Below are 12,134 nucleotides of genomic sequence, written 5' to 3'. Positions count from 1 at the left end.
GCGTCACGCTGGGGGTGCTGCACCGGTGAGCGGCTCCGTACGGCGGTTCCTGCGGGACAACGGGCTGGGGCTGACCTTCCTGACGCTGTTCGCCCTCGCCGTGGTGGGGCAGGCGTTCGCGGGTCTCGCCGACTTCAACAACCAGCTCGCGGCGGAGGACCTCCAGGAGATCACCCTCGGCGAGTACGTCACGTCCTCGGACTTCGCCGTCGACCTCATGGAGAACTGGCAGTCCGAGTACCTCCAGTTCTTCCTGTTCCTCTTCCTCACCGTCTGGCTGGTCCAGCGCGGTTCCCCGGAGTCCAAGAGCCTGGACAAGATCGGTGTGGAGTCGGACGAGGAGCAGCGTGTGGGGCCGCACGCCGGGCCGGACTCCCCGCGGTGGGCGGCGGCCGGGGGCGTGCGCCTCAAGCTGTACGCCAGTTCCCTGGGGTATGTGATGGGCGCGATCTTCGTGTTGTCCTGGCTCGCCCAGTCGATCACCGGTGTCGCCGCGTACAACGAGGAGCAGCTGAGGCAGCTCCAGGCGCCCCTGACATGGGGTCAGTACGTCCTCGCGGCCGACTTCTGGAACCGCACACTGCAGAACTGGCAGTCGGAGTTCCTGGCCATCGCCTCCATGGCGATCCTCTCGATCTATCTGCGCCAGCGCGGTTCCCCGGAGTCCAAACCGGTCGGTTCCGCCCACACCTCGACCGGCGTGGAGGGCTGAACCCCGACCGGTCGGGGGACCGGCCGGGGTTCACGCGGCTCCCTAAGGGCTGTCCCGTGATCCGCGGTGGATCAGCGCACGGCGTCGGATGCTGGGGGCACCTCCCACGCCGTTCAGGCAGTGGGGGAGCATCGCAAGGCGGAGGGGCGTCCGCATACTGGATGTATGCGGGCGTTCCGACAACGCGGCGAGGTGCCGTAGCCGGCGTCGTGCGCCCGCCGGGGATTACGGGACAGCCCTTAGGCGACCGTCACCGTCGGCCTGTCCTTGGTGAACTGCGTGCGGTACAGCTGCGCGTACCGGCCGCCGGCCGCGAGCAGTTCCTCGTGGGTGCCGCGTTCCACGATCCGGCCGGCCTCGACGACGAGGATCTGGTCGGCGGCGCGTACGGTCGACAGGCGGTGGGCGATGACCAGGGCGGTCCGGCCGTCCAGCGCCTCCGTGAGGGCCTCCTGGACGGCGGCCTCGGAGGTGTTGTCGAGATGGGCTGTGGCCTCGTCGAGGATGACGACGCGCTGGCGGGCCAGCAGCAGCCGGGCGATGGTCATGCGCTGGCGTTCGCCGCCGGAGAGCCGGTAGCCGCGTTCACCGACGACGGTGTCGAGGCCGTCGGGCAAGGAGCGGACGAGGTCGTCGAGGCGGGCCCGGCGCAGGACCTCCCACAGGTCGTCGTCGGTGGCTCCGGGTCGGGCGAGCAGCAGGTTGGCGCGGACGGTGTCGTGGAAGAGGTGCCCGTCCTGGGTGACCATGCCGACGGTGCCGCGCAGGGACTCGGCGCTCAGGTCCCGTACGTCGACGCCGCCGATACGGACGCGGCCGGCGTCGGTGTCGTACAGGCGGGGCAGGAGCTGGGCGACGGTCGACTTGCCGGCGCCTGAGGAGCCGACGAGGGCGATCGTCTGGCCGGGTTCGGCACGGAAGGAGATCCCGTGGAGGACCTCGGTGCCGCCCCGGGTGTCGAGCGCGGCCACCTCCTCCAGGGAGGCGAGGGAGACCTTGTCGGCGGCCGGGTAACCGAAACGGACGTCCTCGAATTCCACGGACACCGGGCCCTCGGGCACCTCGCGGGCGTCCGGTTTCTCGTCGATCAGCGGTTTCAGGTCCAGCACCTCGAAGACCCTCTCGAAGCTGACCAGGGCGCTCATGATCTCGACGCGGGCACCGGCGAGGGCGGTCAGCGGGGCGTAGAGGCGGGTCAGCAGCAGGGCCAGGGAGACGATCGCGCCCGCTTCGAGGGTGCCGCGCAGCGCGAACCAGCCGCCGAGGCCGTAGACCAGGGCGAGCGCCAGGGCGGAGACCAGGGTGAGCGCGGTGATGAAGGCCGACTGGGCCATGGCCGTGCGCACGCCGATGTCCCGCACGCGGCGGGCCCGTTCGGCGAACTCCGCGGACTCGTCGGCCGGGCGTCCGAAGAGTTTGACGAGGGTGGCGCCGGGTGCCGAGAAGCGTTCGGTCATCCGGGTGCCCATGGCCGCGTTGAGGTCGGCGGCCTCCCGCTGGAGCCGCGCCATCCGGGCGCCCGTCCGGCGGGCGGGGATCACGAACACGGGCAGCAGGACCAGTGACAGCAGGGTGATCTGCCAGGACAGGGTGAGCATCACGGTGAGGGTGAGCACCAGGGTGACCAGGTTGCCGACCACTCCGGACAGGGTGTTGCTGAACGCCCGTTGGGCGCCGATGACGTCGTTGTTGAGACGACTGACGAGCGCTCCCGTACGAGTACGTGTGAAGAACGCGACCGGCATGCGCTGCACATGATCGAAGACGGCGGTCCGCAGATCGAGGATGAGGCCCTCGCCGAGCTTCGCCGACAGCCATCGGCCCAGCAGCCCGAGGGCCGCCTCGGCGACGGCGATGAGGGCGATGAGCACGGCAAGGCGGACGACGAGCGCCTCGTCCCCGTCCGACACGATCACGTCTACGACGTTCCCCGCGAGCACTGGTGTCGCGACGGCGAGAAGGGCGGTCACCACACTGACCGCGACGAACCACGCGATACGGCGACGATGTGGACGGGCGAAGGCGCCGACGCGCCGTAGCGTCGTCCGGGCGAAGGGGCGGCTCGGCCGTCGGGCGTTCGACATGCCCTGCAGCTGGCTCCAGGCGGTCATCTCCATACTCATGAGAAGGACGCTAGAACCTCAACCAATCTTGAGGTCAAGAGGTTTCCCGGGGACGTCCGTGTGATGAAGTCCCGCGCCGGTCACCGCCCGTCCCCGCGTCCGAAACCCGCCGTTGGGGCGTGACGGAGAACCTCTCCCGGTGTGACAGCGATACGGCTCCCCAGGCGTGTTCCGGTCCGCCGGATCGTGTGCCTGCTCCCCCTCGCCCTGGTCCTGGTCCTCGCCGTGCGCCATCGTTCCGTCCTCGCCGAGGGGTTGGGGCAGCTGGCGACCGCGCGGTGGCCCTGGCTGGTGGCGGCGGCCAGTGCGACCTGCCTGACCTGGGTGGCGGCGGCCGTGACCCGGCAGGGCGCGCTCGTGGAGCGGCTGCCTGCCCGGCGGCTGCTGGCCGCCCAGTTCGCGGCGGGCGCGGCGAACCATCTGCTGCCCACCGGTCTGGGGGCGGGCGCGGTGAACCTGCGGTTCATGACGGTGTGCGGGGTGCCGCCGGCCCGTTCCTCGGCGGCGCTCGCCCTGTATCTGCTGGCCGAGTCCGTCGCCCGGCTGGGTCTGCTGCTGGCCCTGCTGCTGGCGTTCCCCGGCGCGCTGCGCCTCGGTCCGCTCCTCCCGGGCGGGTCGGCCGCGCCCCTGCTGGCCGCCGTCACCGGGGCGGTCTGCGCCGCCACGCTCGCCCTGCTGCTCGTACGGCGGCTGCGTACGGCCGTGTCCGGCTTCGTGCGCACGGCGTTGAGCGAGGCCCGCTCGGTCCACACGCGGCCGGCCCGGGTCCTCGCCCTGTGGGGCGGTTCGCTGGCGTTCCCCGCGCTCCAGGCGGCCGGACTGGCCGCCGTCGGGCTGGCGTTGGGGCTGCGGATACCGGTGCTCCACATGGCGGTCGCATACCTCGCGGCCACCACCGCGGTCGCCCTCGTGCCGACGCCGGGCGGCCTCGGTTCCGTGGACGCGGCGCTCGTGGTCGCCCTGATGGCGGCGGGCGCTCCGCCGGCCGTGGCCACGGCGGTGGTGCTGGCGTACCGGGTCATCACACTCTGGCTGCCGCTACTGCCGGGGGCGTTGACGCTGGGGGCGCTGGTGCGGCTGAGAGTGCTCTGAGCGGGCGAACACCCTTCGGGCCCGATGGTACGTATCAGACATTCCGTCGCGTCCGACGGGTCGTCAATGGCCGGTCCACGCAGGTCCGGTGCCGATCAGTCGGACGAGTGCGGCAGGATGAACGGTCGCGCCCGACGTCGCACACGCGTCCGGGCAAGCGTGATCGTGCATTCCGGATTCGAGCAGGTGGCAAGGTGACGACACATCACATACGGTCCGCGGGACATGACATACGGCCCGTCGACCGCTCTTCGCACCCCTCGGGAGGCGACCGATGACCCGGGCCCTCACCCTCGACGACTGCCTCGTGGCCGGAATCATTCTGGCCGCGGGACTGGTGGCCGCCTTCCTGCTGCGCCTGCTGCTGCGCTGGCTCGGCGGACACGCGACGAAGACACGCTGGAGCGGTGACGACGTCATCGTCGACGCGCTGCGTTCCCTGGTTCCCTGGGGCGCGTTCGTCGGCGGCGCGGCGGCCGCGGCGGCGGCGCTGCCGCTCACGCGGACGGTCCACCACAACGTGAACCAGTCACTGACGGTGCTGCTGATCCTGGTCGCCACGATCACCGCGGCCCGGGTGATCGCCGGTCTGGTCCGTACGGTGACCCAGTCGCGGGCCGGGGTCGCCGGCTCGGTGACCATCTTCGTGAACATCACCCGGGTCGCGGTCCTCGCACTCGGCTGCCTGGTGATCCTGCAGACCCTGGGCATCCCGATCGCGCCACTGGTCACGGCCCTCGGTGTCGGCGGTCTGGCGGTGGCCCTCGCCCTTCAGGACACGCTCGCCAACCTCTTCGCGGGCATCCACATCCTCGCGTCGAAGACGGTCCAGCCGGGCGACTACATTCGGCTGAGCAGCGGCGAGGAGGGGTATGTCGTCGACATCAACTGGCGGCAGACGACGATCAAGTCGCTCTCCAACAACCTGGTGATCATCCCGAACGGGCAGCTCGCCGGCACGAACATGACCAACTTCAACCAGCCCGAGCAGGGCATGACCCTGCTCGTGCAGGTGGGCGTCGCCTACGACAGCGACCTGGAGCACGTGGAACGGGTGACCAACGAGGTCATCGCCGAGACCATGAAGGACGTCGAGGGCGCGGTGCCGGACCATGAGCCCGCCGTGCGCTTCCACACGTTCGGCGACTCGCGGATCGGTATGACCGTGATCCTCGGGGTCGGGGAGTTCAGCGACCAGTACCGGATCAAGCACGAGTTCATCAAGCGCCTGCACCGGCGCTACCGGGCCGAGGGCATCCACATCCCCGCGCCCCGCCGGACGGTGACGCTCCAACCGGGCCCAGGTGGGGGTGCGGGTGTCGAGATCCCGCACCAGCGCGAGGCGTCGCACGGCTCGGTCGAGGTGCCGTAGGGATTGCCGCCGGGTGCGTATGTGCGGGTGAGTGGGGGCTGGTCGCGCAGTTCCCCGCGCCCCTGAAGGGTTCGGGCCTGCGGCCCACCCTTCATCCTGAAGAGCACGGGGCGCAGCCCCGGACGCTTTTCAGGGGCGCGGGGAACTGCGCGAGCAACCACGGACCACCCGCACCCGCCCACGCACCCCGCGGCCGAGCCCGACCGCGGCCAGGCCCCATGCTCCGTCCCACCCCGGCACGAGATATCTTGATGTCGAGCAATGTTGCAGACGTGGAGCGGAGCACCCGGTGACTGACTCGACCATCATCTACACACACACTGACGAGGCCCCGGCCCTGGCGACGTATTCGTTCCTGCCGGTGATCAAGGCGTACGCCTCGCAGGCCGGTGTCTCCGTCGAGACCCGTGACATCTCGCTGGCCGGGCGCATCATCGCGGTCTTCCCGGAGTACCTCCAGGAGGACCAGCGCATCCCCGACGCCCTCTCCGAGCTGGGCGAGCTGGCCAAGACGCCCGCGGCGAACATCATCAAGCTGCCGAACGTCTCGGCGTCGATCCCGCAGCTGAAGGCCGCCGTCGCCGAGCTGCAGAGCCAGGGCTACGCGCTGCCGGACTACCCGGACGACCCGAAGACCGACGAGGAGCGCGAGATCCGCGCCCGCTACGACAAGATCAAGGGTTCCGCCGTGAACCCGGTCCTGCGTGAGGGCAACTCCGACCGCCGCGCCCCCGCCTCGGTCAAGAACTACGCCAAGACCCACCCGCACCGCATGGGCGCCTGGACCTCCGAGTCCAAGACCAACGTGGCGACGATGGGCGAGAACGACTTCCGCTCCACCGAGAAGTCCGTGGTGATCGCCGAGGACGGCGCGCTGAGGATCGAGCTGGTCGGCGACGACGGCACCACCACCGTGCTGCGTGAGTCCGTACCGGTCCTCGCGGGCGAGGTCGTCGACGCCTCCGTGATGCGCGTCGCCGCGCTGCGCGAGTTCCTCACCGCCCAGGTGGCCCGGGCCAAGGCGGAGGGCGTGCTGTTCTCCGTGCACCTGAAGGCCACGATGATGAAGGTCTCCGACCCGATCGTCTTCGGTCACGTGGTGCGCGCCTTCTTCCCGAAGACGTTCGCGAAGTACGGCGCGACGCTGGCGGCGGCCGGTCTGTCCCCGAACGACGGTCTGGGCGGCATCTTCAAGGGCCTTCAGGCCCTGCCCGAGGGCGCCGAGATCAAGGCGTCGTTCGACGCCGAGCTCGCCGAGGGCCCGGAGCTGGCGATGGTCGACTCCGACAAGGGCATCACCAACCTGCACGTGCCGTCCGACGTCATCGTCGACGCCTCGATGCCGGCCATGATCCGCACTTCCGGCCACATGTGGGGCCCGGACGGCCAGGAGGCCGACACCCTCGCGGTGCTCCCGGACTCCTCGTACGCCGGTGTCTACCAGGCCGTGATCGACGACTGCCGTGCCAACGGCGCCTACGACCCGTCGACGATGGGCTCCGTCCCGAACGTCGGTCTGATGGCGCAGAAGGCCGAGGAGTACGGCTCCCACGACAAGACCTTCGAGATCGCGACCACGGGCACGGTCCGCCTGGTCGACGGCAACGGCGTCGCGGTCATCGAGCAGACCGTCTCCGCCGGTGACATCTTCCGCGCCTGCCAGACCAAGGACGCCCCGATCAAGGACTGGGTGAAGCTGGCCGTCACCCGCGCCCGTGCCACCGGCGACCCGGCGGTGTTCTGGCTGGACGAGACCCGCGCCCACGACGCCAACCTGATCGCCAAGGTCAACACGTACCTGGCGGACCACGACACCGAGGGCCTGGACATCCGGATCCTCGCCCCCGTCGAGGCGACCAAGCTGTCGGTGGAGCGCATCCGCCGCGGCGAGAACACCATCTCCGTCACCGGCAACGTCCTGCGCGACTACCTCACCGACCTGTTCCCGATCCTGGAGCTGGGCACCAGCGCCAAGATGCTGTCGGTCGTCCCGCTGATGGCGGGCGGCGGCCTGTTCGAGACGGGCGCCGGCGGCTCCGCCCCGAAGCACGTCCAGCAGCTGGTCAAGGAGAACTACCTGCGCTGGGACTCCCTCGGTGAGTTCTTCGCCCTGGTGCCGTCGCTGGAGCAGTACGCCGAGGCCACGGGCAACGCCCGCGCCAAGGTGCTGGCCGACACCCTGGACCGCGCGACGGCGACCTTCCTCAACGAGGACAAGTCCCCCTCGCGTCGCCTCGGCGGCATCGACAACCGCGGCAGCCACTTCTTCCTGTCCCTGTACTGGGCGCAGGAGCTCGCCGCGCAGACCGAGGACGCCGACCTGGCGAAGGCCTTCGCCCCGCTCGCCGAGACCCTCTCCGCGAACGAGCAGACGATCGTCGACGAGCTGATCGCCGTCCAGGGCGAGCCGGCCGACATCGGCGGCTACTACCAGCCCGACCCGGCCAAGGCCGCCGCGGTCATGCGCCCGTCGGCCACGTGGAACGAGGCGCTGGCGAACTTCGCCTGACGCTCCGCCCGATCCGGTCGCCCTGACGGGACCGCGGCTCGCCCACGGTCCCCAGGTCGGCCTCCCTCGCAGGCCACGTACCGCGCCGCCCCGGCCGGGATCACTCCCGGCCGGGGCGGCGTGCTGTCGCCGTCCGCGCGGCAACGGTCCGGCGCCGGTGCGGTCAGGCGGTGCCGAGGGCCGTCCGCAGTGTGTGGATCGCCTGGTCGATCGCGGCCTCGGCGGCCTGCGTCTCCCGCAGGGCGTTCAGCATCACGAAGTCGTGGATGACGCCCTGGTAGCGCACGGCGGTCACCGGGACACCGGCCTCGCGCAGCTTGTTCGCGTACGCCTCGCCCTCGTCGCGCAGCACATCCGCCTCGGCGGTGATGACGAGCGCCGCCGGCAGTCCCGTCAGCTGCTTTGTGGAGGCCCGCAGCGGCGACACGGTGATCTCCGCGCGCTCCTCCTCGCCGGTCGTGTACTGGTCCCAGAACCACCGCATCGCGTCGCGCCGCAGGAAGTAGCCCTCGGCGAACTGCCGGTAGGAACCGGTGTCGAAGGCGGCGTCGGTGACCGGGTAGAAGAGCACCTGCTGCACCAGCGGGACGTCGCCGCGCTCCTTCGCCATCAGGGTCAGGGCGGCGGCCATGTTGCCGCCGACCGAGTCACCGGCCACCGCGATACGGACCGCGTCGAGGTGGTGTCCGGCGCCCTCCTCGACGATCCAGCGGGCCACCGTGTAGTTCTGCTCGACGGCGACCGGGTAGCGGGCCTCGGGCGACAGGTCGTACTCGGGGAAGACGACCGCCGCCCGTGCGCCGACCGCGAGCTCGCGCACCAGCCGGTCGTGGGTGTGGGCGTTGCCGAAGACCCAGCCGGCGCCGTGGATGTAGAGGATCACCGGCAGCATCCCCCGGGCGCCCGCGGGCCGGACGATCCTGGCCCTGACTTCGCCGGTGGGCCCGCCCGGCACGGTCACCCACTCGTCGTCGACGTCCGGTTTCGTGATGTCGCCGGACTGCACTTCGTCGACGACCTTGCGCCCCTCGACCGGGCCGAGATCGAAGAGGTACGGCGGGTTGGCGGTCGCCTCCGCGAAGGCCGTGGCGGCGGGTTCGAGGACGGGACGGAGGGCGGTGGTCTCGGACATGGCGATCTCCTCGGGTGGGGTGCGGCAGGCACGTACGGCCCGCGTGGTTGGCCGGGGGAGGCAGCACACTCAGAAAGTAGCGCGCGATTAAGTTGAGCACAACTAATTTGCGAGCGATTTCATAGTCATCGACTCCTTAGGGCTCGATGCATATGCACGGCTGCCGGTAGGGTGAGGGTGCGTCATGCAGAGCACGGGACGGAGGAGCAACACCGTGAGCACAGTCGGCGAACTCGTGAGCACCGCCGGAGCGGAACCGGCGCAGGGGCACACGCTGCTCCTGGACGACCAGCTCTGTTTCGCGCTGTACGCCGCCTCGCGCGCCGTCACGGCCCGCTACCGGCCCCTGCTGGAGGAGCTGGGCCTGACCTATCCGCAGTACCTGGTCATGCTGGTCCTCTGGCAGCAGGACTCGATCTCCGTACGCGATCTGGGTGCCGCGCTCCAGCTGGAGTCCAGCACGCTCTCCCCGCTCCTGAAGCGGCTGGAGGCAGGCGGCCTGCTCCGCCGCGAACGCCGCCGGGACGACGAGCGCTCCGTCGCCATCCGCCTCACCGAGGCCGGGGCCCAGCTCAAGGAGCGGGCCCGGACCGTGCCGGTGGACATCGGCGCCGCCATGGGGCTGACCTCCGAGCAGCACACCCTCGCCCAGCAGCTGCTGCGCCTGCTCACCGCGAACGTCAGCCGGAGCTGACCGACGTACGGCCCGGGCGGCCTTGGCACACCCGTCCGGTGCCGCGTCGAGCCCGTCGTACGGACACCTCCCCCTCAGGCCACCCACCGGGCCACGGGAGGAGTCCTCAGACGGGAGAGCGCGCGAAGTCAAGCGTGTACGCGACAGGTCGACCCGCCCGGCGGGAAGCGGGCGGCGCCCCGCCGCGGGACGGCGGGCTACTCGCGGCGTGAGCCGCTCAGGCGCCGGAGGGCCCGGGCGGTGTCGCGCGCGTCCCGCTCGGCCTCGGACAGGCCCTCGGCGGCGGCCCGCCGACGCTGCTCGGCCTGCCGTTGCTCCCGTTCGGCACGGTCGAGGTCCTCTTCCGCACGGCCCATGCGCTCCTCGGCACGTTCGAGCTCCTCCCGCGCCTTGCGCAGCTGTCGCTCGGCGGCGGACACCTCGCGCCGCGCCTGGTCCCGGCCCTCGCGGGTCCGGCGCAGCGACGCATCGGCGTCCTCCGCTTCCGTCCGCCCGTCACGGAGCCGCCGCTCGGCGGCCTCGGCCGCCTCTCGGGCCGCCTCGAGCCGCTGCTCCCGCTCCAGCCGCAGTTGTCGTTCACGGCGCCGTTCGGCGAGTTCGTCCCTGCTCGCCGGGTCCCGCGCCGGCGCTGCCGGCGCCTCGGCAGGGGTGGGCCGCTTCGCCTTCGCCGGGGCGACGACGGCAGGTTCGGCGTCGGACAAGAAGGCGGACGGTGGGGCAAGGGCGGTTTCCAGCCGACCTTCGGCCCACCGCTCGGCGGCATCCGCGTCCGCCAGCACGGCACGCAGCGTGGACTCGACCTCCTGCAGCACCGCGCCGGACAGCCGCTGCCCGGCCTCACGGGCGAGCCCCGCGGCCTCCCGGGACAGCGCCGCGACGATACGGCGCCGCTGGTCGGACAGCTCTCTGAGCCCGTCCGGGTCCAGCGTGCGGTACGCCTCGCGCAGCGACTCCCCCAGCTCTAGGAACTGCCGGCTCTCCTCGGGCCGGGAGCGCAGCAGCAGGTTGGCCACCCAGGCCGCGAGGGTGGGCCGACGCGCACCCCGGATGGCCCGCGCGTCGTCCGCGCGACCGGATGTCCTGGCGGCGGCCGCCCACACCTCCCGACGGGCGACGAAGTCGGACGGCGGGGTCGTGTAGAGCTCGTCGAGCACCGCCCCGACGTCGGGTACGTCCGGCCGGTCGCGCCCGTCGGCCTCCCGGCGTCCCACCCGCTTGCCTGGCATGGTCCTCAGACTGCACCGGCCCGAGCAACCTCGCACATCGCGTGATGATTATCGGATAAAACCACCCTTTCCGATTCTCGCCGGAAGACCCTCGCCTCCAGCAATGACCACCCTTAGTATCGGAACGAACACTGTCGGTGATGACCGCGAGCCAGGGGGGCTACATGCGCGGCCAGTTCCGCATCTTGCTGCGCCATGTCGCGTACCCGGCCCTGCTGGTCACCCTGGTGGCCACCGCGGTAGCCGCCCTGCACCTGCGCTGGGATCTCGGCCGGGTGAGCCTGCTCTTCCTCCTCGGCACCATCGCCTACTTCACGCTGCTCGAACGGTTGATCCCGTACGAACCGGAATGGGTACCGAGTGCGCGTGAATGGGGCTGGTACGGCGTCTACTTCGTCCTCACGACGATCGGCGGGGCCGTGGCCCAGCTGCCGGTGGCGACCGTCGTCGGCTGGGCCGCGCCGCGGCACCCGGCACTGCCGCTCTGGGCGGAGATCCCGCTGGCGCTGCTGCTCGGCTCACTGGTCAACTACCTGATTCACCGTTGGTGCCACACCAGCCCCCGGCTCTGGCGGCTGCACGGTGTGCACCATGTGCCCGACAAGGTGAACGTCGGGAACAACGGGGTCAACCACCTGCTGGACGTCGTGCTCACGCAGGGCGTGGTGCAGTGCGCACTCGCCCTGGCGGGATTCTCGGCCGCCGCAGTCTTCGTGATCGGCCTGTTCGTGGTCACCCAGGGCTACTTCGTGCACGCCAACATCGACGTCCGGATCGGCCCGCTCAACCACGTCCTCGCGGGACCCGAACAGCACCGGCTACATCACAGCGTCGACCTGTCGGAGGCCGGTCACTACGGCTCCGAGCTCTCTGTCTGGGACCACGCGTTCGGCAGTTTCACCTGGCGGCCCGGCCGACGGCCGGTCGCCGTGGGGCTGCGGAACCCGGCGGACTTCCCCCGGACCGACGAGGTGCTCGCGAGCCACCTCCAGGCTTGGCGCCGGCCCGCGCGTCCCGACCGCTCCCCCACCGGCTCGGCCGGGGTGAGCCGACCAGCCCCGTAGTACCCCGGTCCGCCCGGCACACCCGGCCGGGCCGCCACCTCATCGTCATCGTCCGACTGTCCGCTCGACCAGACCTCTGCGGTCCGCCCCTTCGGCTGCCACGGCCTCCGGCCGGGGCGGCTCCGCGGCGCGGCCGACCACTGTCCCCTGTGCGTGCGCACGCTCCCTGATCCGAGCCGCCCGCGCGAACGAAGCGTCCGAAGGACTCGC

The 12,134-nt window shown here is 71.1% G+C and carries 9 protein-coding genes; 6 read left to right on the top strand and 3 right to left on the bottom strand.

Going from position 1 to position 12,134, the window contains the following annotated elements:
* The first annotated feature begins 25 nt into the window (after positions 1-25).
* Positions 26-712 carry a DUF6766 family protein gene (locus ACZ43N_RS05770; protein WP_468095215.1) on the top strand — a complete coding sequence of 229 codons (687 nt, stop codon included), beginning with the start codon at positions 26-28 and terminating at the stop codon, positions 710-712.
* 239 nt (positions 713-951) lie between these two features.
* Here ACZ43N_RS05770 and ACZ43N_RS05765 read toward each other — a convergent pair whose 3' ends face one another.
* Positions 952-2,829, bottom strand: coding sequence for an ABC transporter ATP-binding protein (locus ACZ43N_RS05765; protein WP_468095530.1), 1,878 nt, complete (start codon positions 2,827-2,829; stop codon positions 952-954).
* 147 nt (positions 2,830-2,976) lie between these two features.
* Here ACZ43N_RS05765 and ACZ43N_RS05760 point away from each other — a divergent pair, with 147 nt between their 5' ends.
* From ACZ43N_RS05760 to ACZ43N_RS05750, 3 genes are all read left to right on the top strand, one after another.
* Positions 2,977-3,927, top strand: coding sequence for a lysylphosphatidylglycerol synthase transmembrane domain-containing protein (locus tag ACZ43N_RS05760; RefSeq protein WP_468095214.1), 951 nt, complete (start codon positions 2,977-2,979; stop codon positions 3,925-3,927).
* Positions 3,928-4,201: 274 nt separating this feature from the next.
* A complete protein-coding gene (locus ACZ43N_RS05755) occupies positions 4,202-5,299 on the top strand; it encodes a mechanosensitive ion channel family protein (protein WP_468095213.1) in 1,098 nt (365 codons plus the stop codon).
* Between the two features lie 289 nt (positions 5,300-5,588).
* Positions 5,589-7,808: an NADP-dependent isocitrate dehydrogenase gene (locus tag ACZ43N_RS05750; protein WP_468095212.1), complete on the top strand. Its 2,220-nt coding sequence runs from the start codon at positions 5,589-5,591 to the stop codon at positions 7,806-7,808.
* 163 nt (positions 7,809-7,971) lie between these two features.
* Here ACZ43N_RS05750 and ACZ43N_RS05745 read toward each other — a convergent pair whose 3' ends face one another.
* Complete coding sequence (locus tag ACZ43N_RS05745; protein ID WP_468095210.1) at positions 7,972-8,940, bottom strand: alpha/beta hydrolase; 969 nt, start codon at positions 8,938-8,940, stop codon at positions 7,972-7,974.
* Between the two features lie 274 nt (positions 8,941-9,214).
* On the opposite strand from ACZ43N_RS05745, the gene ACZ43N_RS05740 reads away from it, so the two are divergent.
* On the top strand, positions 9,215-9,634 hold the full coding sequence (locus tag ACZ43N_RS05740) for a MarR family winged helix-turn-helix transcriptional regulator (protein ID WP_468095529.1): 420 nt from the start codon (positions 9,215-9,217) through the stop codon (positions 9,632-9,634).
* A gap of 197 nt (positions 9,635-9,831) precedes the next feature.
* Here ACZ43N_RS05740 and ACZ43N_RS05735 read toward each other — a convergent pair whose 3' ends face one another.
* Positions 9,832-10,860, bottom strand: a complete 1,029-nt coding sequence (locus ACZ43N_RS05735) for a hypothetical protein (protein ID WP_468095209.1) — start codon at positions 10,858-10,860, stop codon at positions 9,832-9,834.
* Positions 10,861-11,000: 140 nt separating this feature from the next.
* Here ACZ43N_RS05735 and ACZ43N_RS05730 point away from each other — a divergent pair, with 140 nt between their 5' ends.
* The gene (locus ACZ43N_RS05730; RefSeq protein ID WP_468095207.1) at positions 11,001-11,924 is read left to right on the top strand and encodes a sterol desaturase family protein; all 924 of its coding nucleotides are present in this window, start codon (positions 11,001-11,003) and stop codon (positions 11,922-11,924) included.
* Positions 11,925-12,134 lie beyond the last annotated feature (210 nt).

This window comes from Streptomyces sp. NPDC030814 (assembly GCF_055572155.1).
The sequence above is the reverse complement of the archived record's forward strand: the minus strand, read 5'-3'. Positions and strand labels throughout refer to the sequence as shown.